This is a genomic window from Streptomyces sp. NPDC005151 (assembly GCF_053599875.1).
The window spans coordinates 13,669-35,386 of the sequence record NZ_JBSFYR010000002.1 but is presented as its reverse complement, the minus strand read 5'-3'; the positions used below and the strand labels follow the sequence as shown (position 1 = coordinate 35,386).

The window sequence follows — 21,718 nt, the reverse complement described above, 5'->3', positions numbered from 1 at the left end:
GTCAGACCCCCGAGCTGAAGGCGGGCAGATAGCCGCCCGACTGTCCGGCGGCGGTGGGGTGGTACGACTCACCGATGTTGAGCCAGTTGACACTGTGCAGCCAGGCGCTGCCGGAGCAGATCTCGTGCCCGGTGAACCTGGATGCGATATCTCTGAAGGTGAAGCCATGGTCGGCCGCACGCTTGGCGGTTGCCGCGTTGAGGTAGTCGGAGGCGCTGTTGATGGCGGAGCGTTCGGTATCACTCAGGCCGGCGATGCAGCTGCCGCCGATCTTGTAGAAGCGGGGGTAGCCGAGGACGACGACACGGGCGGACGGCGCCTTGGACCTGATCGCCGTGTACACCGAGTTGAGCTTGCCGGGCAGGGTGGAGTCGACATAGCTGCGGGCGGTGGCGATCCGGCTGAGGCAGGTGGCTTCCGACTGGAGGACACAGGTGGTCATGACATCGGCGAAGCCCGCGTCATTGCCGCCGATGGAGATCGAGACGAGGTCGGTCGAGGCGGAGAGCGGGCCGAGCTGTCCGGCCCTCACATCGTCGGTAACGGCACCCGAGCAGGCCGTGAAGGCGAACGACGCGGGCGAGTTGGCGGCGGCCCAGAGCGCGGGATAGGCCTTGGTGCTGCGCTTGCAGCCACCGCTGGCGCTGTCGTAGCTTCCGGATCCGACCCCCGAGGAGTACGAGTCGCCGAGTGCGACGTAATCGACGGACGTCGCGGCGTTCGCGGTGGTCGCCCCGGTCAGGGCGAGTACGGCACCGAGCAGAAGTGAGGACGACAACGCCACAAGTCTGGATATTTTCATGGAATCTCCCTTGGACCGACCGGCAGGATCTCTGCCCTACTCAGTGGTAGCAGCACAGACGCTCGACTGGAAGTGTTCATGCCAAGTACATCCATGAGGTACTCCTGAACGCCCCCTGAGAGCCTGTCGGGTGACCTTCGATCGGAAAGCGGACGTGGTCTGGTGCGTGCGATTCCAAGGCGCTGGAAGGCCCTCGGATGGGGTCTCCCCTGCTCGAACGAAGCTGAGAGCTTGGGGAAGGAGCTACTAGGGCATTTCGGCAACGCGGGAAGCGTGCGGGCCAGGGCGTGGCCGCCCGATCAGAGGTCACCCGACAGGCTCTGAGCGTGCGTCATATCGGCATCCGGCATCCGGCGCGCTGCGGGGCAAAGTCGCGCATGCAGAACATCCGGAGCGAGGCAGGACGGTGTGGGCTCCCTATCGCGGGGGAGCCGTTGTGCACCGCAGATCGCTTCCGCATGCACCGCCGATCATTCGGCCGGCGACCGGAATGCCGGAGCCCCGGAACCCATCCGGTCGAGGATGCCGACGCGGCGGCGCGGCGGCGCCAGGGACCGTACGCCCCGGAGCGGGTGACGGTCCGGCGGTCCGCCGACGCCGCAGCAGGTACGAAGCGGATTCGCCGGCTCGGGGAGGTGAGCGATGCGGACCGTTCGAACGGGTGGCAGAAGGTGGCGAAACCTGGGTGCGCCGGGTGCCCCTGTGCCGGATCATGGGCGCCATGTCTGCCAACCCTGAGTCCGCTCTGCCGATCCGGCTCACCGTCGACGACAGCGATTCCCCGGCCGATGTCGTCGACGCGCTGTTCCTCGGCCGCTTCGCGACGGGCGAGCAGCCGTACTCCCACAGTTCCTCCCTCGACCGGGTGAAGTCCGGGGCGACGCTGCTGCCGCCTGCCGCCAAGGTGCTGCGCGCCGCCCGCGACGAAGACCGCAGCGCAACCCTCGCCGAGGGAGAGGGCTGGACGCTGCTCATCTCGCGGTGGAACCGCGGCGCCGACGTCACCGTCACCGCGACCACCGCCGAGCTGGCGCAGAAGATCCTCGACCAGGCGACGGACGGCGCCCAGGACGAACCGGAACCACAGCCCGAGAACGTGACGATGGGCTTCTGGTACGTCTCGCCGCGCCGCGGCCCGCACCGCACCACCCGGCAGATCGCCGCCGGTACATGGGACGAGGTGCGCAGCAACTACACGGCGCCGGTGGCCGAGGCCATGGACCGGCTGATGAAGGTGACACCGGACGACATCGCGGGCCGGCTGCTCCTGCTGCACGGCCCGCCCGGCACCGGCAAGACGTCCGCGCTGCGCACGCTGGCCCGGTCCTGGCGGGACTGGTGCCAGGTCGACTGCGTACTCGACCCGGAGCGGCTCTTCAACGATGTCGGCTATCTGATGGACATCGCGATCGGCGAGGACGACGGCACGGCGAAGGGCAGGTGGCGGCTGCTGCTCCTGGAGGACTGCGACGAACTGATCCGCGGCGAGGCCAAGCACACCGCGGGCCAGGCGCTGTCCCGGCTGCTGAACCTCACCGACGGGCTGCTGGGCCAGGGCCGCAATGTGCTGGTGGGCGTGACGACCAATGAGGACCTGGAGCGGCTCCACCCGGCGGTCGTCAGGCCCGGCCGCTGCCTGGCCCGCATCGAGGTGGGCTCCCTGACGCGTCGGGAGGCGGTGGCCTGGCTGGGCACGGAGGAGGGGCTCGGCCGGGAGGGAGCGACGCTGGCCGAGCTGTACGCGCTGCGCCGCGGCACCGGTCCTGCCTCGGTGCCGAAGCAGGACGCGGGGGCGGACGCGGGGCTGTACCTCTGAGGATTCGGCCCGGTAACCATGTCTGTCCTCAATCGCCGGACGGGGTTGGTTGTCAGGCCCTTGAGGAAACGAACGGCCACCGGACGGCCGCAGTCACTCCTCGTACGCCGCCCGCACCGCATCCTGCGCCAGCGACGCCGCCGCCGCGCGCGACAACCCGAGCCGCCTCACCTGGTCCGCGTACTCCCGCGCCGCCTCCGCGGCCTTCCGCTCCGCCGCATCCCCCGCGGCAGCGACGAACGTGCCGTTCCGTCCGCGGGTCTCGATCACCCCGTCCGCCTCCAGGGTCCGGTACGCCTTGGCCACCGTGTTCGCGGCGAGGCCGAGCTCCTCGGCGAAGCCGCGTACGGTCGGGAGTCTGTAGCCGACGGGCAGCGCCCCGGACCGCGCCAGTTCGGAGATCTGCGTGCGCAGTTGCTCGTACGGGGCGGTGCCGGAGCCGGGATCGAGAGCGATCTTCAAAGTCACGGCCCGATTCTCCCCCACCGCCGGAAATTCGGAGGCGACCGGGCCGGTCCTCCCCGTAACGTCCGTCGCATGACTGTGATCGTTCGCGACTTCGTGCCCGCCGACGCCGAGGCATGGGTACGGGTGCGGCGCGCCGCCCTCCCGTACATGGTGACGACTCCTGAGCAGGTTGCCTTCGAACAGGCCAACGCCCACCCCGACAGGCGGTACAGGCTGCTGGTCGCCGAGGAGAACGGGGAGATCATCGGCACCGCTCAGGTCGGTATCGCCCACGACAGCCCGGAGCCCGGCCAGGGCTTCTGCAATCCGTACACGCACCCCCACCGGGTGGGCCGCGGCGCGGGCTCGCTGCTGGTGCGTACCGCCGAGGAGTATCTGGCCGGGGCGGGGGCAGTCGCCGTCTACACCTGGGTGCTGGACGAACCGGCCAACCGGGCCTTCGCCGAGAAGCACGGGTACACGCCGAGCCGCCCGGCGCACTTCCTCCATCTCGACCTGGCCAACGGCACCCTGCCACCCCGTCAGGAACTCCCGCCCGGCGTGGAGCTGCGGACCGCGGCGGAGTTCGCCGACGACCCGCGGCCCCTGTTCGAGGCGGACGCGGAGACCACGGCGGACGAACCGAGCGACACCCCGGCCGAACTCGCGGACTACGAGGACTGGCTGCGGAACACCTGGAACAACCCCGGTCTGGACCGGGAGCTCACCTCGGTCGCTGTGGTGGACGGCGAGGTGGCGGCCTTCAGCGCGGCGAACACCGACGGCCTGACCCGCTACTGGTCGGGAATGACCGGCACCCGCAGGGCGTACCGCAACCGCGGTCTGGCGAAGCTCGCCAAGACCGACTCGCTGCACCGCGCACGCGCGGCCGGCTGCACGGACGCGTACACCGGCAATGACGCGGGCAACGGCCCGATGCTGGCGATCAACAAGTGGTTCGGCTACCGGATCTGCGCCACGGAGGTGCGGCATGTCCGGAAGCTCGGTTGAGGTCGCCCTCGTCAAGGCGGGCCGGACGAAGATCAGATACCCGGCGGAGCTCGTACGCGACGACGGCACCCGGGTGACGGTGACGGCGCCGTGGGCCGCGCCGGGCGTGCGCGACTTCGGCTTCGTACGGTTCGAGCCGGGCGATGTCTTCACCGAGCACTACTGGCGCGACCGGTGGTTCGCGGTGAAGGAAGTCCGCACCGGCGAGGGGACGCTGAAGGGCTGGTACTGCGACATCACCCGGCCCGCGGTGCTGGGCGACGGGGAGCTGCTGGTCGAGGACCTGGATCTCGATCTGTGGGTGTCCGCGGACGGCTCCTCCGTACTGCGGCTGGACGAGGACGAGTTCGAGGAGAGCGGACTGGCCGCACACGATCCCGACGCGGCGGATGCCGCCCGCCGGGCGCTGGACGAGCTGGAAGGCCTCGCCCTCGCAGGCGGGCTCACGGGTCTGCTGGCACCGTCGCGCCCGTCCGGCGACGGACGCTAACGCACCACGAGCTCCACCTCGTACCCCGCCGCGTCCTCCAGATAGGCGGCGCAGTGCGCGTCGCCGCCCGCGTAGGGATGGCGGTCCGCGAACAGCAGCCGCCAGCCGTGCTCCGGGGCCCGCGCCACCAGCGCGTCCAGCGTGGCCCGGTCCCGGACGTGGAACGCCAGGTGGTTGAGGCCGGGAAGGAGCCGGTCGTGCGGTCCCGGGGCCAGGGCCGGTGACTGCTCGATCACCAGATAGGTGTCACCGCGCCGCCAGCTGCGGCCGTGCTCCCATCTCTGGTACGGGACATGGCCCAGCTCACCGAGGAGCCAGCCCCACCCCGCCTCGGCCACCGCCAGGTCGGGCACCCACAGCTCGATGTGGTGCACCCCGCCGGTGCCGGACCCGCCGGACTGCAGCGGGACCGCGCGGCGGATACCGTGCGGCTGGTACGCCACGGTGTCGCCGTCCTCGTGCCAGTGGATCAGGAAGTGCTCCCCCACCCGGTAGCCGTCCAGCCCCGCACGGCAGTACGCGACCATGTCGTCGGGCAGGGCGTCCAGCGGGAACCAGGCGAGCTCCGAGCACTTCTCCGGTTCGCGGTTGTACGGCGGACGGGCGGGGTCGTACTCCGCCTCGAAGAACCAGCCGGTCCGGGGACTGCCGCCGGGACCGCGGTGCTGCATGACCAGGGCGACCCGCAGCTCGTCCGGGTCCAGTGCGAGACCGATCTCCTCGGCGGCCTCGCGGATCATCGCCTCGCGGACGTCCTCGCCGTCCTCCACATGTCCGGACGGACCGTTGAACAGCCCGTCCGCGTATCCCGTCCCGGCGCGGCGGGCGAGCAGGACGTCGGGGCCGCGGCGCAGGATCAGATGCACATCGACGATCTCGGTGTGCCGGTGCGGCGGCTCGGCGCGCGCCACCAGCGCGTACCGGTCGTCGTCGACCTGCTTGCCCCACAGGTTCGGGTCGCCGGAGAGCCGCTCGTGGTGGATGCGCTCGGTGAACGGGGTGAGCAGTGCCGTCAATCGCTCGGCGGAAAGGCCCACCCCGCCCCACACCCCCTCGATCAGCAGCAGCCGCCCGCCGGGCCGCAGCAGACCGAACCAGTGGCGCAGAGCGGCCTCGGGATCGGGCAGCAGCCACACCACATGACGGGCCATGATCACGTCGAACTGCTGCTTCCCGACCGGTGGTCGGGCCGCGTCCCCGACGAGCACCTCGGTGCCCGTTCCTGCGAGCTTGGCCCGCGCCTGCTCGACCATGCGCGGCGACCGGTCGACCGCGGTGACCCGGTGGCCCTGCCCGGCGACGACCAGCGCCAGACTTCCGGTGCCGCACCCCAGGTCCAGCACCTCGGAGCGGCCCCCAGGCAGCCAGTTCTCCAGGCGCTGCGCCCATGCGTGCCGGACCACCGGATCGAGCAGCCCGTGGTCGGGCTCCTCGTCGAAGGAGTCGGCGGCGGAGTCCCAGTCGATCGTCGTCATGCGTCGATCGTCTCAGCCACCACTGACACAGTCGATCAGTCGGTCGGTCAGCGGGGCAGCCGCTTGCGGTAGTGGAACCTGTCGTAAGGACCGTCCACGCGCCGCTCCACCAGTTCGTACCCGTAGCGCGGGTAGATCTTCTGGTTCTCCCACATCAGCGCGTTGGTGTAGAGGCGGATCTCGGGAAGGCCGAGGCTGCGGGCGTGCGCGTCCATGAAGGCGAGCAGCCGTCGGCCGACTCCCCGGCCGGCCGCGTCCGGGTGGACGGCGACGGACTCCAGGAAAAGGTGGGACTCGTGCGGGACGAGGACCAGGACGCCGATGACGTCCGGGTCCCCCGTCACGTACACCCGGCCCGCCGCCACATCTGCCGCATGGTCCGCACGCATGGGTGCGGGGACGACGCCGATGCGCGCGATGTAGTGCCGGTAGGCGGCATCGGTGACGGCCCGTACGGCGGGGACGTCGGCCGGGGCGGCGAGGCGGATCTCGTCGGACGTGTCGGCGATCATGGAAGCACGGTACGAGTGCCCTGCCCATGCCATACGGGTGGGGCCCTCGTGCACGTACGGAGAGGGCCGCATCGCCGCCCTGCCGTGTCGCGAGCGCCACGGCGGGACGTGGCCCGGCGCGGACACTGAGCGACCGGTCGTCCTAGCCGACGACCGAGGCGCAGGTGGTCGGGGTGGCGTGCGCCGGGTCCAGGGCATTCGCCACCTCGTGGTACGCGATCCGGTCCACGGTCCCGATCGCCACATGCTCGGACAGGTCGACCGGGCACAGGTCCTGGAGCAGGACATTGCGTACGCCCGGCCCGTCCAGGAACTGCGTGCGGTACGGGGTCACGACCTCGTCGTACCTCGTCGCGACGACCGTGTACCACACGCCGGGCACGGTGTCGCCGCCCGCGTTGAGCTTGGTGATGAAGGGGGATCCGGCCATCTGGTCGGCGAGGCCAGGCGTGTTGGCGTTCAGCAGGTCCTCGGCGCCCGGGAAGTACGGCAGCAGCTTCGTCAGCCCGAGGAGGGTGGTGCCGTGATTGTCGGGGGCAAGCCCGATCATGGCATTCACCTTCGCGGCGCCGCCGAGGAACTTCAGGTAGTAGTTGGGCATCATGCCGCCCTGGGAGTGACCGACGATGTCGGCCTTGGGCGCTCCGGTGGCGACGAGCACCTGGTCGACGAAGGTGGCGAGCTGAGCGGCCGATTTGTCGATCGGACCGAGGCCGTTGAAGAACGGCACGCCCGGCAGCTGCCCGTAGTCGAGTGAGTAGACGCAGTAGCCCCGGTTGACCAGGTACGGGGCGAGGACGAGCCAGTTGTCGATCGAGTTCCCGAAGGTTCCGTGGACCAGGACGACGGGGCGGGGGTGGGCTGCGGAGGGCTTGCAGGAGTAGTCGTTCCAGCCACGGGAGGGGGCCGTGGCGGCGGGGGCGGCTGCGGTGGCGGTCGCCGTGGGGGCGGCGAACGCTGCGACGACGAGGAGCAGTGCGGCGAGGGTTCTCCGCGCACGTGGGGTGCGCGGCGCACGTGTCCAGGGCAGCATCGTGTGATCTCCTTGCGGCTCAAGGTAGTTGCGATGAATGCGCCCTGCGGCCCGGACCACAAGTTCTGTACCGACGTTCCGTACCGATGTTCGGTACCGCGCTCTACGCGCTCATGCCAAATTACGCGCGAGTAAGGTAGCAGGGGAAGTTACGCGTCGGTAAAGCCTGACGCGACATCACTTCGAGCATGCATGGACCTATATGACGGCACGTCAGTCAGCGGGTCGATCGTCCTCCATTACCGTGTACGGCCAAAAGGAGATTCAGACGATCACCGATGCCATCGGTGCGCCTGCCGGCCGGAATCCCGATGCGCTCCGACGGTCAGCTCACCATCAAGCCCCTCGCCACCGAGTCCGGCCTGAGGTGGAACAAGCTCACCCACAAGCACACCGGACCCAAGGACTTGTTCTACGCGCTGGTCAGCGCCCAAGGCGCTCGGTCCAAGGTCGCCGATGCCCTGAAGCAACAGAACGACGAGCTCAAGATTCGTGCAGCGGCGGGGCAATCGATAGGGTGCCAGGTCATGACCGCACCCGGTTCGAACCACGGGCAGGTCAGGGCTCTGCCGCAGTTCGTGGCACCTCCACAGCTGCCATGCCGGCACCTGCCTGCCCGGGTCTTGGGACACGGGGCGATCTTCACGGCCGGGCAGTCGGGCCCCGGTCGACGGGTCAGGAGGAACGAGTGGCACAGATCATCGCCGAGGTCTCAAGGACGTTCAACGAGTTTCTGCTCCTGCCGAACCGGACCCGGACCGACTGCTCGCCCGCGACGGTCGACCTGCGCACGCCCCTGGTGCGGCACGTCGTGGGCGAGCTGTCGGCGATCGAACTCGGTTCCCCGTTCACGTCCGCGATCATGCAGGCTGTCAGCACACCGGAACTCGCGATCGCGATCGCGCGCAACGGCGGCTTGAGCTTCCTGCACCACAACCAGTCGATCCAGGACCAGGCCGCAGCCGTGCGCCAGGTGAAGAACTTCAAGGCCGGGTTCGTCACCAGCGACACCAACGTCCGCCCGGACGACAGCCTGAGCCACTTGGTCGCCGTCATGCAGCGCACCGGTCACAGCACTGCCGCGGTCACCCACGACGGCACCGGCACCGGCCGCCTGCTCGGCCTGGTGACCTCCCGCGACTTCCATCCCCAGCGCCACGACCTCGACGGCCCGGTGGGCGGTCGGATGACCGCCATCGCCGACCTGCCCCACGGCGAGGCCGAAATCACGCTCTCCGAGGCCAACGCGCGGCTGTGGGACCAGCGGCTGGACTGCCTCCCCGTGCTGGACGCCGAGGGCCACCTGCAGTACCTGGTGTTCCGGTCCGACTACGCGGACAACAAGCGCTTCCCGAACCAGGCCGTGGACACCGCCAAGCGCCTGCGCGTGGGCGCGGGCATCAACACCCACGACTACCGAGAGCGCGTCCCCGCCCTGCTGGAGGCGGGTGCGGACGCCCTGTGCTTCGACTCCTCCGACGGCTACAGCGACTGGCAGGCACAGGCCCTGACCTGGGTGAAGAAGCACTACCCGGAGATCCCGACCGGCGGCGGCAACGTGGTCGACGGTGAAGCGTTCACCTTCCTCGCCGAGGCCGGCGCGGACTTCGTCAAGGTCGGCGTGGGCGGCGGCTCCATCTGCATCACCCGCGATCAGAAGGGCATCGGCCGCGGCCAGGCCAGCGCGGTGCTTGACGTCGCCGCGGCCCGGGACGCCTTCCGTGATCGCACCGGCGAGTACGTGCCGATCTGCTCCGACGGCGGGCTGGTGCACGACTACCACGTGGCCCTGGCGCTGGCGATGGGAGCCGACTTCGTCATGATGGGGCGTTACTTCGCCCGCTTCGACCAGGCAGCCGGCGCGAAACTGCCCACCCGGGACGGCTTCGTGAAGGAGTACTGGGGCGAGGGCTCGAACCGGGCCCGCAACTGGCAGCGCTATGGCCAGGGCAGCCAAGGGCTGATCTTCGAGGAAGGCGTCGACGGCTACGTCCCCTACGCCGGCGACCTCAACGAAGGGCTCGCCCTGACCATCGCCAAACTCATGACCACGATGGTGTCCTGCGGCTCCGCCACTCTGCCGGAGTTCCAGTCCACGGCCCGGCTGACCCTGGTCTCCGACCAGAGCTTCCAGGAGAGCCACGCCAACGTCACCCTGCGGGACACCCCTGCGACCGTCGCCTGAGAAAGGCTGCCGAGGGCCGAGGACTACTGCCGGAGGGGAATAGTGCACAGTCGGAATAACCCCCCTCCCGCCAGTAGTTCAGGAGATCGAACGGGAAGCACTGACTCAGTTCTACGGAGCTCCTGCAATCACCTCACGCAAGTCGAAGCACGATTCCCCAAGCGTAGGCAAGCGCCGAACGAGGCTGTAGCGAATTCTGCGGCTCTCGGGCCTTGGCGTCTTTGCTGCCTGCCGCCGCGCGATCAACTCATCGCCCGGGCGTGACGGCCCTCGGCCAGAGCGGCGGGATGTACGGCTCCTGGACCGAAGCGGTGGCGGGCCTTGTCCGCGGCGGCTTCAGCGGCGCGGGCGCGGTCGGCACCGGGGTCCAGGGAGAGTTGGCGGTGAGCCCCGTCGGCCGGCCGCAGGTCGTCGGCGCGGATCACGAAGGCACGAACTCTTGCGCGCTGCAGCCCGAGAGCGGACAGAAGGCCCAGAGCAGCCGTGACGAGGGCGGGCGAGTGGTCGGTGGGTTCCGCCAGCCTGCACGTACGCGTGGTGGAACTGCGGTCGGCGTACCGCACCGTGAGCGTGAGGCGGCCGGTGACCTGGCGTTCACCGCGCAGGCGTTGGCCGATCCGGTCGGCGAGTCCCAGGACGGCACGGTGATGCCGCACCGGGTCGAGACAGTCCTGGTCGAGCACGAGATCGGCCATCAGATGTGCCGCCGGTTCCAGCGGGACGACCGGGCGGGGATCATGGCCGCGGGCCCGCTCGGTCAGCAGCCGGGCCTGGACGACACCGAGAATGCGTTGCAGGGTCGCCAGGGGTACGTCGGCGACCTGGCCGATGGTGTGCAGGCCGTATCGGCCGAGCGTGGCCGCGGTGGCGCGGCCGATTCCGGGCAGCGCGGTGACCGGTCGGGGCCGCAGCCAGGCGGCGGCCTGTTCGGCGGGAACCCAGGTGGTGTGTCCCGGCGCGGACGCGTCGGCCGCCATGGTGGCCAGCATGCGGTTGCCGGCAAGCCCTGCACTGCTCTCGATGCCGTACAAGGCCAACAGCCTGAGTTTCGCAAGCTGAACCACGTCGTACGGGGTGAGGTCGAAGTACCTGAGCGCGGACGTCAGGTCGAGCTGGACAGCATCGGGCGACACCGCCTGCACATGGGGGGTGATGCCGGTCAGCAGGTCGATCGCGTCCGCGTACCGTCCTTCGTACGGCAGGGCGTGCAGGTGCAGGTGGGCGATGTGCCGTCGGCGTGTGGTCATCCTGCGCTCCCTGGGCTGGTGTAGCCGAGCTTCTTCAGATCGGCTGAACGGCTGCCGGCGGGCTGCAGGTCGGCGTAGGGATGCAGTCGGGCGCCTGTCGTGCCGTTGATCAGGGTGCGCCGCGGCTGCGCGGGCGTCGGTTGCGGATGGCTGACTCCGAGCAGGGAGAGGGCCGCTTCGGGGCCGTGATCGCGCCGGGCGACGGCGATCCGTTCCAGGTCCCAGGCCATGGTCCCGACGACGGTGCGGCGGGTGCCGCGCGCCTGGACTGTGCCGCGGACCAGCAGCAGCCCGCTGTGGAAGACGGTGTACGCGCAGGCGGGGTGGGAGTCCTCGAAGAAGGCCAGGTCGACCAGACCGGAGCCGTCCTCCAGGGTGACGAAGATGATGCGCTTGCCGCTGGCGATCGGCGGGGTCTGCGTCGAGGCCCGTACCCCGGCGACGAGAACCTGCCCGCCTGGACGGGCTCCGGCCAGATGCGCCGCGTCGGTGGCACCGATCTCCCGCAGCAGCCGGTGATGGTGCTCCATCAGGTGCCTGGAGACGTCGATGCCGAGCGTGTTCAGCTCCGCGCTGAGGGCTTCGCGTCCGGTCATCTCCGGCAGGCCGCTCGGCTCCGCTCCGCCGATGGCGCCCGCGTCGAGGGGCAGTTGGCCCTTGCTCGCGGACCGGGTGCGGGACTGACGGTGGAGTTCAGCGATCTGCAGCAACAGATCCCGCCGCGTGAGGCGCCCGTCGTGCAGGGAGTTCAGGGCGCCGATCTCCGCGAGGCGTTCGGCGACCGGCCGGCTGGGCCGGGCCCGCTGCCAGAAGTCCGACAGTGATCCGTACGGCTGGGCCTCCTCGATCCGCGCGCATTCCTCCTCGCTGATACCGCGCACCGCGGACAGCGCGAGCCGCACGCCCCACTGCTCCCCGTCGGCCCGCTCCACGGTGTGCTTCGCCCTGGAGTGGTTAACGTCGACGGGCAGGACCGGGACGCCGCGTCGGCGGGCGTCGGCGACGATGACGCGCTTGGGCCACATACCGGGGTCGTGTTCGAGGAGGCCGGCCAGCAGGAAAGCCGGGTAGTGCGCCTTGAGCCAGGCGCTCTGCAGAGCCGGTACGGCGAAGGCGACCGCGTGCGCCCGGCAGAAGCCGTAGGCACCGAAGGCCTCGACGGTCTTCCACACCTGGTCCCGGACCGCAGGGCTGTAACCGCGGGCGGCCGCCCGGCGGTGGAACCAGTCCTTGATTCCGGGCAGTCGCCCCTTGTCACCGAGAGCCCGCCGGGCGACCTCGGCCAGAGCGCGATCGCAGCCGGTCAGCACCGACAGCGTCTCAATGATCTGCTCGTGCCAGATGGTCACGCCGTAGGTGTCGGCGAGCACGGGTTCGAGGTCCGGGTGGGCGTAGGCCGGTGTACCGCCATGACGTGCGGCGATGTACCGCTCAGGCATCCCCCCGGCAACCGGTCCGGGGCGGAAGAGACTGATGTCGGCGATGACGTCCTGCGGGTCACGGGGCTGCAGGCGCGAGAGAAGATCCTGCTGGCCGGGCGATTCGAGCTGGAACAGCCCTACGGTCTGGCTCTCCTGAATGAGTTTGAACGCGAAGACGTCGTCGAGCGGCACCTGCCGTGGATCGTCCAGATCGATACGGTTGCCGGTCGCCCGTTCGATATCGGCGACGGCGTGGGCCATCGCGGACTGCATCCGCACGCCCAGAACGTCCAGTTTGATGTTGCCCAGCGCCTCGATCTCCTCCTTGGCCGCCATCGCCATCGGGTAGTTGCCCTGGGGGGTGGGCTGCACGGGCAGCCGGTCCAGGAGCGTGGCGTCGCTGATGACCACTCCGCAGGGGTGCATGGCCATGCCGTGAACCAGGGAGTCGAGGCCTTCGGCGAGCTCCCACAACGGCCCGTACCGCTTCGCTTCGGCCGCCAGTTGACGCAGTTCGGGCAGTTCGGCGAGTGCGCCGGTGATGTCCGATGCCCGCAGGTGCGGGAAGCTCTTGGCGATCCGGTCGACGTCCGCCGGTGCGATCCCCAGCGCGAGGCCGGTGTCCCTCAGCGCCCGGCGGGCCCGGTAGGTCTCGGGCATCGCGGTGACCGCCACTCGCTCGGTACCGAACCGGGCGAAGATCGCGTCGTAGCATTCAAGCCTTCTGGCGGACTCCACGTCGATGTCGATGTCGGGCAGCGACGCCCGTCGCACGCTCAGGAAGCGTTCGAACAGCAGGTGGTGATCGAGCGGGTTGGCCGTGGCGATGCCCAGCGCGTGGCAGACCATCGAACCGGCACCCGAGCCGCGGGCCGCGACCCGAATGCCCAGCTCCCGGATGTCGGCCACGACCTGGCCGACGGCGAGGAAGTACGAGTCGTAGTTCAGCTCGGAGATCACGCCGAGCTCTTCGTCCAGCCGGTCGAGCGCTGCCCGGTCACGGTCCAGGCCGCGCCGGACCATGCCGGCCTCGCACTGGCGACGCAGAAACTGTGCCGCGCCGCCTGTTCCCGGCTCGACTCCGAGCACGGCCGGTTCCGGGAAGTGCGGTGTGCCCAGCCCCAGGTCTGCCTTGGGATCGACGGAGCACTCGGCCGCCGTGACGGCGGTGTCCGCCAGCAAACGGTCTGCCCGCCGGGCGTCCGCTCCGGCACACTCGGCGATCAACTGCGCGATGCGCGCCATCGCTCCTTCGTCCTTGAGCCAGCGCTGCCCGCTGTCCAGGCGGCGCCGGTCGATGGGGCGCAGCAGCCGCGCGGCATCAAGGACGTCGGCGAGCCGGTGCTGCTCCGGGTCGGCATAGCGGACGGCGTTGGAGAGCACGACGGTGGTGTCGGTACGGTCTCCCAGCCCCAGGGTGCGGGCGGCCAGCCGCAGCGATCCCGGGCCCGTACCGGACCGCCTGTGCAGGACAGCCTCCAGCCGTACACCGCTGCCGAAGATCTCCCGCCACGGCGCCAGCAGCTTCGCCGCGACGTCCTCCCGGCCTGCCGTCAGTGCCCGTACCGGCTCCGAGAGCGGTCCGAGCAGCACGATCAGACCGGGACCGCCGTACTCGCGCAGCGCTTCCCACGGCACCGCCACCGGGGCCGCGCCGCCTGCCGTGCCCGCGTGCGCGGCCGACGTGATGCGGCACAGCCGTGCCCATCCCGTCCGGTTCTGCGCGAGCAGCACCACTCGCAGGGGCGGCTCGACGACGTGGGCACCACCGCGCGCCGGGGTGCGGCGGCGCTGCACCGGAGGAGGGGGTGCGATGGCCTCCACGGCCAGATCGATGCCGAAGATCGGCCGGATCCCGGCTCCGGCGCAGGCCTTCGCGAACCGTACGGCGCCGGTGACCGTGTCCCGGTCGGTGAGCGCGAGCGCCGTCGCGCCGCGCTCAGCCGCCCGCCGGACGAGGTGTTCGGGATGGGCGGCACCGTAGCGGGCGGAGTATCCGGACGCGACGTGCAGATGGGCGTAACCCGCCATGCCGCACCTCCATCACTTCACCCCTATTTGAGCCTTTCACCCGATACATTCATCGTACGCTCGTTCGATTACTCTAACCCCCATCGACCTCGGACGATGGCACCATTCGAACGCGTGACCTATTTCGCGACATTTCACACAGCGGCTCACCACGACTCCGCCGGGACTCACCGTCACCACGGGCACCCCGAGCGCGGGCGGCGCCTTCCCGCTGCCGATGCTGCCGGACTTCTGGCGGGCGATCGGCCCCGCGCTGCCACCGGGTGCGGGGACCTGGGTGGCGCGCTCGATCGCGTACTTCAAGGGCAACGCGGTGACCGGACCGCTGCTGGTGCTGTCCGCGTGGGCGGTCGTCGGCACGGCGCTCACCCTGCTGCTCGCCATGCGCCGCAGGCAGGACGACGCGGACGCGACGCGCACGGAGACGGTCCCCGGCAACTCGGCACCCGCCTGAGGCGTGTTCCGGCAGCCGCGCCGCCCGTCTGCGGGGGCAACGGATCGCCCTGCCGCTTCGACGAGGAGACCAGACACTTCCTCATACGTGGAGTGGTCGAAATACGTGGAGTGGTCGAAGTATTCCTCGGCGCTGGAGCTCCACGATGTGCTCGGCGGCCCGTTGCGGCGCGTCTCCGCCACGCACCAGAACGCCCGCCTCGATGTTGCGCCGGGCAGCGGACTCCGTAAGGTTCGCGCTGCCGAGGAAGAGGACACGGCGGTCGGCGACCGCGAGTTTCGCGTGTTGGCGCGCGTAGGAGTCGGCGTCCGGGTCGCGTACCCAGTGCCAAAGACGCAATCCGGGTACGGATGCGAACGCGCCGGCCGGCTCCCGGCCAGAGAGGAGACCGCGCGCGCCGGCCAGCGTCTCGACCACCACATGCGTGTGCACGCCTCTGGCTGCGGCCTCGGTCAGGGCCTGTGTCAGCGCCGGATAGGGGCGGGCTGCATAGGTCATGGCGAGCAGTTCGTCACGAGCATCGTTGATGACCTCGACCAGTACCTGAGCGGTCGCCCGGACCGGTACCGCGGGGGTGGAGGGGCCGCTCCACACCGTTCTGACCTGGACCGCGTCCCGTGCGCGCAGTTGCGCCGCGACATAGCCCCGCAGGTAGGCCGCGGCTTCCGAACTCGGCAGCGAGTTCTCCTCCACCGCCTCGTACAGCTTCGCGACGGCTTCCCGGACTCCTGGCGTCGCAAGTTCGGTCAGAGCCCGCTCTCTGCTGGACTCCCGGGCCAGCAGCCCGGCAAGGTCCTTCGTACGGGAGGGACCGAGGGCCACGGCCGCCGCCTCGGCCGCGGCCTCGAAGCTGCGTCTGCTCACGGCAGCAGACCGACCGGTGTGAGCACCTGGTCCTTGTCTCCGGTGAGCGGGACGAGGAAGCGCCGGTCGAGAAAACGGTTGCCGCGCTCGCAGGTGGTCTCGGAGACGAACAGGCAGACGTGGCAGGCGGCTCCGTGAAGGAAGTCGGCGGGGTCGTGCGGCAGCCTCTCGGAGCACAGCGGGTCGGCCGAGCAGTGCGACGCATCTGCCAGAGCACGGCGGACGATCCGGTCGAATTCTCGCTCCTCCGCCAGTGAGACAAGGCCACCGAGGGTGCCTTCGGAGTCCGGTACAGCGGTGTAGACGAGGATCCCCGTCCTCGGGTTCTCCTCATCACCTGCATAGATCCGCTCGGCGAGAGAAGCCGAGTTGTAGCCGCATTCCAGCGCAATTGTCCGTATCAGGAGGTGTGAGAGGGTATGAAGAGCGATGTAGCGCGCCCCGGGCCAGCCGTGCAGGGGATCGAAGTCACTGGTCATGCGATCCGACTTGCGATTGGTACGGAATCGGCCGAAGGCTTCCCGGTGGGCCTCCATATGCTGCGACTTCTCCACCCTCGCCACCCACTCGGCCATGAGCCCGTCGTGCACCCGCAGGAAGATGCCTTCACCGCGCACCTCGCTGGCGGGCACCCAGTTCTGCGTACCGCGGGAGAGATCGACCCGGGTGGCGATTTCAGGCGACTCGGGATCGGGGGCGTCGAGGCGGGTGAAGCCGATAAGGGCGCGGGCCTCCCGAAGGCGCTCCACCTGTCGCACGTCGGAGAACAACTCGTCGAGTGACGCCGGCACACGTACCTGCCGCAGCGTGAAGTCGTCGCTCGACTGCGGAATGGGACCGGAGAGGGCGTCCCACTCGGGGCCGTACAGGTCCGCTTGGACATCGGGCGCGGAGGGGGCCGGTCCGCCTGCCCCGGCCTTGCGGGCGGCAATGGCAGCGACCACCGCATCGGCGTCGAACTGTTGCAGGAACCCGAACTTGCTCATGCTCGCCATGAAGTCGAACTGGGCCCGTTCAACGACGATCTGGAGATCGGGCCAGTGATCGTCGAGCAGCTTTTCGATGTCGCCACCCTGCCCCTTGGGCAGGGCAAGAGCGCTGAGGGTCAGCGGGAACCACTGGTTGGACGCACCTGCGACCATCAGTACGGCTCCCTGGGCACAGCCGTTTCCCTCGTACGTACCCAGGTGCGGGTGGCGTCCGCGGCACGCCGGCAGATTTCGGCGGCCACGTTCTCCCATCGCCTCACGGATGTTGCGCTTCGTACCGCAGGCAACGCATTCGATGGTGACGTTGGCCGCCTGATTTCCGCCGTGGTCCTTCATACGCAGCTTGGGACGAGGGGTCTTTGCGCAGGTCTGCCCGTGATGGACGTATGCCGTGTACGGAAACTCGTCCAGATGACCTGCCGTGCAGTGGACGGCCTGGGCCGAGCGGCGGCGCGCGATCGACCCGCTCGTCAGGCTGTACGACCGGCTCCACAAGATGCACGAGGACGCAGCGAACCTCGGCGAGGCCTACGAACTCGTCCTCGGATTCGGCCGACTGACCTGGCAGACAACCGGCGGCCAGCGCGTCGAGCGTCACCTCGTCACCCACCGCGCCACCATCCAGCTCGACCCGTCCACCGGCACGCTCACCGCCGCACCGGACCCGACGGGTGTCGGCATGGAGCTCGAAGAGGGCATGCTCGACGGCGCGCAGCACGTCCCGGGCCCGGTACGCGAGGCCATCGTCGAGGTGCTCGAAGGCGCCTCGGACGCCAGCGACCCCGAACACCTGGAAGCCCTGCACACTGCCCTGCGCAGCTGGGTCAACGCCGCCCACAGCGCCGGGAGTTACCTGCCGACCGTCGAGCGTGCCAAGCCGCGCAGCCTTGACGTGCCGTATGTCCGGCTCACGCCGGCGCTCGTGCTGCGCGAGCGCAACCGCCGTTCCACGCTGGACGCCCTCAAGGCCATCGCCCGCCAGATCGACGGTGGGACGCCGCCCACCGAGCTGCTCGGCTACATCGCGGGCCGCGACGGGGCCCTCACCGCCGCCGACCTGGCTGCGGCGGACGCCCACGGCACGTCGTCCGGGACCGGCGAGATGTACTTTCCTCGCGCTCCACCTCCTCGACCTCGTCGACGCGGAGCGCACCACTCCGGACGACGCGGCGGAATCGAACTGCCGGAGGCGAAGCTGGAACTGCGCCCGTCGTTCCCGCTCCGGGTCCTCACCGAGCACAGTGAAGAGATCTGCGAGGTGCTGGACTGGTTCGTCCACACGGCGGCGCTGGACCTGGCGCGCCGGGCCTGAGCCCGGCGCCCGCATCGGAGTGAGGCCGCCGCGCCGAGAAACACGTCCCGCGGCCTCACTCCCTGGCCAGTTCCTCCGTCCGGGCCGGCACCCCCTCGGCCAGGGCGATTTCGACGTCCTCGCCCTCCCAGCCCTGCTGGGTGCGCCACAGGACCTGGATGCCGAAGACGTCGTGGACGGTGGCCGCCGACCAGTCCTCGGCCGGGGGGCCGGCCAGAACGAGGCAGAGGCGGTCGGCAGGCTTGGGCAGCGTGTGGTTGATCTCGATGAGGCGGACCGCTCCCGCGCGGAGGTCGGCGTACGTGGCGAGACCGGCACCGAGCACTTCGTACAGCAGGTGGCCGTCCTCGGTCACGCACTCGACGTCGGCGACCGAGGAGTCGGACTTCGGCTGCCGGTCGGCTCGCAGGAGAGCCGCCATCAATTCGAAGCGCACCGCCTCATGGGTCTTGCAGGTGCGGTCGGCTGCGGCCGAGGCCTCCAGGATGTGGCGAAGTCCGGTGCTCGGAGCTGCCTGTTCCGATGGGGCGGAGGCGACTGCGGTGGCGGTCATGGGGGCGATTTCCTTCGGCTCGAACGACGCGGGAGTCTCGGTCGGATCGGACGGCTCGGGGTTGGCGACCGGCTCAAATGGCGCTGACCGCGGCGCGGAAACGAGATGTTCCGGCTTACCCTTCGTCACCGGGTCGGCCACGGCACCGATGCGCCGCTCGATGGTCCGCCGCGCTTCGGCCAGGTCCTCGGCCCAACCACTGAGCTCCAGCTCGGTACGGAACCGGTCCAGGTCCGGCGTCCCGGAGGCCGCCGTCCGGTTGGCGTTGGCCGCCAGATCCCGTAGCAGGTTCAGCCGGGCCCTGTCCGGGGATCCGAGTACGCGCCAGACATCCAGCCAGTCGTGCTGGTCCAGGCGCAGGCAGCGGTTGGCCATGCCCTTGAGCTCCGAGAGCCGGGCACGGAAGTCGTCCGGGACGTTCCCGCCGGCCAGTTCCGCGACGACGCCGAGCGCTTCCGCGTACCGCGGGGCCATGGTGGGCGAGATGGGCCGGCGGCCGCGTTCGTCGACCGTGACGAAGCTGACGCTGGACGCGTGGCGCAGCACCCAGGCATCCAGTTCCGCCCCTCGGGCCGGGGGCGTGGAGCCGTGGCGCACGGCCATGAGCAGCGGACGGCGGGTGGTGGGCGAGACGGCCTCGACCTTGTAGTTGCCGCCGGTCGTGTGGCCGATCACCCGGACCCGGATGTCGGTGCCGATCTCCGGGATGTCTCCAGCCGCCTCCGGTTCGGAGTCGGTGTCCGTGCCGATGCCGATGCCGCTGAACGACTGCCCCGGGCTGTCGGCCGTGACCGTCAGGACCTCCGGGAGTGGGGCGGTGTGCAGGACGGTCAGGCTCTGGGTACTACGGGTCAAAGCAATGTAGAGCTGGCGCAGGCCGGACGGGCCGCGGTCGGCGATGGTGGCGGGCTCGACGACGAGGACGTGGTCGTACTCCATGCCCTTGGCCTGGGCGGCGGCCAGGACGGACACCGCCTCGCGTTCCTGTTCCGTGATGCCGTCGGCTTCGTCCAGGTGGCGGCCGATCTCGTCGAGCCAGCCGGAGTCGTCGGGAACGATGACGGCCACGGAACGCAGCGTGTGCCCGTCGCTGGAGCCGACGAGACGCACGGCTTGGGCGACGGTGTCGCCGAGCAGCTTCCACGGCTCGGTCGCGATCGTCCGTACGGCGTCCGCGCCGACCTCGCGCACGGCGCGCGGGGAGGGAAGCGAGGGGGCGACCGTACGGGCCAGGGGGCCGACGAACTCCATGATCTCGGCGGGTACGCGGTAGCTGGTGGTCAGCTCTTCGACGCGCCAGTCGCCGTGGTCGGACAGGAGCGCGCCCAGCCGGTCCCACTGGGTGTACGGATACGGGCCGGTGGCCTGGGCGAGGTCGCCGAGGACAGTCATCGAGCCGCCCCTCGCGACGCGGCGGCGCAGGGCACGGGCCTGCATGGGAGTCAGGTCCTGGGCCTCGTCGACGACGATGTGGCCGTAGCGCCGCGGCGTCTCGCCCGTGATGAGGTACCGGAGTTCTTCCAGGCAGACGCGGTCGTCCAGGGTCCAGAGTTCACCCTCGGCCTTGGCGGCCCGAGGGCGGTGCAGGACGGTCTGCTCCTCCTCGTCGAGGATGCCGTCGGCGCAAGCGTGCAGGAGGTCCGGCGAGTCGTAGAGAGTCCGCAGGGTCTCCCGGGCGCCCGGCGAAGGCCAGGCACGGTCGAGGAGGCGCTCCACCTGGCGGTGGCGTTCGAGGCTGCGGCGGATCGTGCCGTCCGCGCCACGGCGCGGGGCCAGGGCGACGAGTTCCCGCAGGAGCCGGTCGACGAGCAGGCTGCGGAAGCGGTCGCGGCGCTCGCGGTGGGCGCCGTCACCGCCGCGCGCCTCGTCGAAAAGAGCGCGGACTTCCGAGCGGGGGATGCGCAGGGTCGTGCTGCCCGCGGTGACGGTGAACGCCGGCTCGTCGCCCTCGAAGGAGGGTGCGGTGAGGAGACCGTCGAGGGCCTCGGGACGGCACTCGTGCTCGACGCGGCGCCGCAGGACGGCCGCCATGCGCTCGTCGGACTTCACCAGCCGTGCCCGCGGCGTGTCGGTGCCGAGAACCTCGCCGTCCCACAGGCGGGAGAGCTGGACGGCGTTGACGTCGCGGGTGCCGAGCGTGGGCAGGACCTGGCCGACGTAGTCGAGGAACCGCTGGTGCGGGCCGATGACGAGGATGTCCTGGGCCTTGAAGTGGTCGTTGTTGACGAGCCAGGTCACGCGGTGCAGACCCACGGCGGACTTGCCCGTACCCGGGCCGCCCTGCACGACGAGGATGTCGGACGGGGAGCCAGTGACCAGGTCCATCTGGTCGCGGCGGATGGTCTCGACGATGTCCCGCATGCGGCCGCTGCGCGAGCGCTGGAGCTCGCGCAGCAGGAAGTCGTCCGGCTGCAGGGGCTTGCGGCGCTGGAACCGGACCACGTCGGCGGGCGTGAGGGCCGATGCACGTTTTTCGCGCTCGCCGGATTCCGGCTGCTTCGCGCCTCCGGGCGATGCTTCCGCCCCGGCCTCGTCTGCGGTGACGGGCTCCGCCGTGATCGCGTCGTGCCCGGCGGGCCGCGGTTCCGGGACGGCTTCCAGCGCAGGGGCGACGGGTACGGGAGTCGCCGAGGCGATGTCGTCGAAGTAGTCCTCGACGACCTGCTGCGCGCAGCGTAGTTGCCGCCGCAGGACGACGTCGCCCGGCGTGTGCGGCTGCGCCTCGAACCACTTCGTGGCCAGCGGACTGGTCCACAGCACGACGACGGTGTCGCGGGTCCGGACATCGGATACGGCGCGGCGGCCCACGTACCAGGGGCGGGGCTCCTCGCCCGGATCTTCCGGCGCGTCGACACGGGCGATCACCAGGGACTCCTCGCCCAGTCCCGCGTACGCCTCGGCCTTCTTCACGACGTCGAGCCGGTTGGCGATACCGTCCTTGCCGCTGGCCGCGGCCTGGGCGGCCGACGTCCCGGTCATCTCGGCGAGGCGCGCGGTATAGCAGTCGTACGCCCGGTCGACGGCCTTCTGTTCCTCTGCAATGACCTGGTTACGAACAATGGTGTTCATCTGCTGC

14 protein-coding genes and 2 pseudogenes are annotated in these 21,718 nt (G+C 70.2%); 6 read left to right on the top strand and 10 right to left on the bottom strand.

The window, feature by feature from the left end:
* Position 1: 1 nt before the first annotated feature.
* Positions 2-802: an SGNH/GDSL hydrolase family protein gene (locus ACWD6R_RS01670; RefSeq protein WP_451816860.1), complete on the bottom strand. Its 801-nt coding sequence runs from the start codon at positions 800-802 to the stop codon at positions 2-4.
* A gap of 721 nt (positions 803-1,523) precedes the next feature.
* Here ACWD6R_RS01670 and ACWD6R_RS01665 point away from each other — a divergent pair.
* Positions 1,524-2,618, top strand: coding sequence for a DUF5925 domain-containing protein (locus tag ACWD6R_RS01665; RefSeq protein ID WP_451816859.1), 1,095 nt, complete (start codon positions 1,524-1,526; stop codon positions 2,616-2,618).
* A 93-nt stretch (positions 2,619-2,711) separates the two neighbouring features.
* Here ACWD6R_RS01665 and ACWD6R_RS01660 read toward each other — a convergent pair whose 3' ends face one another.
* A complete protein-coding gene (locus tag ACWD6R_RS01660) occupies positions 2,712-3,086 on the bottom strand; it encodes a GntR family transcriptional regulator (protein WP_451816858.1) in 375 nt (124 codons plus the stop codon).
* Between the two features lie 69 nt (positions 3,087-3,155).
* Here ACWD6R_RS01660 and ACWD6R_RS01655 point away from each other — a divergent pair, with 69 nt between their 5' ends.
* Entirely contained in the window at positions 3,156-4,076 is a 921-nt protein-coding gene (locus ACWD6R_RS01655; protein WP_451816857.1) for an N-acetyltransferase family protein, read from the top strand.
* Positions 4,057-4,566 (top strand): DUF402 domain-containing protein, encoded by a 510-nt coding sequence (locus tag ACWD6R_RS01650; protein ID WP_451816856.1) that lies wholly within the window; start codon positions 4,057-4,059, stop codon positions 4,564-4,566. Before ACWD6R_RS01655 ends, ACWD6R_RS01650 begins: the two co-directional genes overlap by 20 nt.
* Here ACWD6R_RS01650 and ACWD6R_RS01645 read toward each other — a convergent pair.
* The 3 genes from ACWD6R_RS01645 to ACWD6R_RS01635 form a co-directional block, all read right to left on the bottom strand.
* The gene (locus ACWD6R_RS01645; protein WP_451816855.1) at positions 4,563-6,041 is read right to left on the bottom strand and encodes a methyltransferase domain-containing protein; all 1,479 of its coding nucleotides are present in this window, start codon (positions 6,039-6,041) and stop codon (positions 4,563-4,565) included. The genes ACWD6R_RS01650 and ACWD6R_RS01645 overlap by 4 nt on opposite strands.
* Before the next feature lie 47 nt (positions 6,042-6,088).
* Positions 6,089-6,553 (bottom strand): GNAT family N-acetyltransferase, encoded by a 465-nt coding sequence (locus tag ACWD6R_RS01640; protein ID WP_451816854.1) that lies wholly within the window; start codon positions 6,551-6,553, stop codon positions 6,089-6,091.
* 142 nt (positions 6,554-6,695) lie between these two features.
* On the bottom strand, positions 6,696-7,586 hold the full coding sequence (locus ACWD6R_RS01635; RefSeq protein WP_451816853.1) for an esterase/lipase family protein: 891 nt from the start codon (positions 7,584-7,586) through the stop codon (positions 6,696-6,698).
* A 688-nt stretch (positions 7,587-8,274) separates the two neighbouring features.
* On the opposite strand from ACWD6R_RS01635, the gene ACWD6R_RS01630 reads away from it, so the two are divergent.
* A complete protein-coding gene (locus ACWD6R_RS01630; protein WP_451816852.1) occupies positions 8,275-9,771 on the top strand; it encodes an IMP dehydrogenase in 1,497 nt (498 codons plus the stop codon).
* Between the two features lie 242 nt (positions 9,772-10,013).
* On the opposite strand, the gene ACWD6R_RS01625 is transcribed toward ACWD6R_RS01630, so the two are convergent.
* Both ACWD6R_RS01625 and ACWD6R_RS01620 read right to left on the bottom strand, forming a co-directional pair.
* On the bottom strand, positions 10,014-11,018 hold the full coding sequence (locus ACWD6R_RS01625) for a DNA polymerase Y family protein (protein WP_451816851.1): 1,005 nt from the start codon (positions 11,016-11,018) through the stop codon (positions 10,014-10,016).
* A complete protein-coding gene (locus ACWD6R_RS01620) occupies positions 11,015-14,470 on the bottom strand; it encodes a DNA polymerase III subunit alpha (protein ID WP_451816850.1) in 3,456 nt (1,151 codons plus the stop codon). The genes ACWD6R_RS01625 and ACWD6R_RS01620 overlap by 4 nt, the downstream gene beginning before the upstream one ends.
* 166 nt (positions 14,471-14,636) lie before the next feature.
* Here ACWD6R_RS01620 and ACWD6R_RS01615 point away from each other — a divergent pair.
* Positions 14,637-14,924, top strand: a pseudogene (locus tag ACWD6R_RS01615) (DUF3533 domain-containing protein); the annotation flags it as partial.
* Positions 14,925-15,005: 81 nt separating this feature from the next.
* Here ACWD6R_RS01615 and drmC read toward each other — a convergent pair.
* Together drmC and drmB are read right to left on the bottom strand one after the other, a co-directional pair.
* Positions 15,006-15,788 carry a DISARM system phospholipase D-like protein DrmC gene (drmC, locus tag ACWD6R_RS01610; RefSeq protein ID WP_451816849.1) on the bottom strand — a complete coding sequence of 261 codons (783 nt, stop codon included), beginning with the start codon at positions 15,786-15,788 and terminating at the stop codon, positions 15,006-15,008.
* A complete protein-coding gene (gene drmB / locus ACWD6R_RS01605; protein WP_451816848.1) occupies positions 15,785-17,272 on the bottom strand; it encodes a DrmB family protein in 1,488 nt (495 codons plus the stop codon). Before drmB ends, drmC begins: the two co-directional genes overlap by 4 nt.
* On the opposite strand from drmB, the pseudogene ACWD6R_RS01600 reads away from it, so the two are divergent.
* Positions 17,202-18,089, top strand: a pseudogene (locus ACWD6R_RS01600) (hypothetical protein); the annotation flags it as partial. The gene drmB and the pseudogene ACWD6R_RS01600 overlap by 71 nt on opposite strands.
* A gap of 55 nt (positions 18,090-18,144) precedes the next feature.
* Here ACWD6R_RS01600 and ACWD6R_RS01595 read toward each other — a convergent pair.
* A complete protein-coding gene (locus ACWD6R_RS01595; RefSeq protein ID WP_451816847.1) occupies positions 18,145-21,711 on the bottom strand; it encodes an ATP-dependent DNA helicase in 3,567 nt (1,188 codons plus the stop codon).
* Between the last annotated feature and the right edge of the window lie 7 nt (positions 21,712-21,718).

Coding starts and splice junctions, on each gene's coding strand:
- ACWD6R_RS01655 (WP_451816857.1), top strand. CDS start 3,156: ATGACTGTGATCGTTCGCGACTTCGTGCCCGCCGACGCCGAGGCATGG.
- ACWD6R_RS01640 (WP_451816854.1), bottom strand. CDS start 6,553: ATGATCGCCGACACGTCCGACGAGATCCGCCTCGCCGCCCCGGCCGAC.
- ACWD6R_RS01665 (WP_451816859.1), top strand. CDS start 1,524: ATGTCTGCCAACCCTGAGTCCGCTCTGCCGATCCGGCTCACCGTCGAC.
- ACWD6R_RS01670 (WP_451816860.1), bottom strand. CDS start 802: ATGAAAATATCCAGACTTGTGGCGTTGTCGTCCTCACTTCTGCTCGGT.
- ACWD6R_RS01650 (WP_451816856.1), top strand. CDS start 4,057: ATGTCCGGAAGCTCGGTTGAGGTCGCCCTCGTCAAGGCGGGCCGGACG.
- ACWD6R_RS01620 (WP_451816850.1), bottom strand. CDS start 14,470: ATGGCGGGTTACGCCCATCTGCACGTCGCGTCCGGATACTCCGCCCGC.
- ACWD6R_RS01635 (WP_451816853.1), bottom strand. CDS start 7,586: ATGCTGCCCTGGACACGTGCGCCGCGCACCCCACGTGCGCGGAGAACC.
- ACWD6R_RS01595 (WP_451816847.1), bottom strand. CDS start 21,711: ATGAACACCATTGTTCGTAACCAGGTCATTGCAGAGGAACAGAAGGCC.
- ACWD6R_RS01625 (WP_451816851.1), bottom strand. CDS start 11,018: ATGACCACACGCCGACGGCACATCGCCCACCTGCACCTGCACGCCCTG.
- ACWD6R_RS01645 (WP_451816855.1), bottom strand. CDS start 6,041: ATGACGACGATCGACTGGGACTCCGCCGCCGACTCCTTCGACGAGGAG.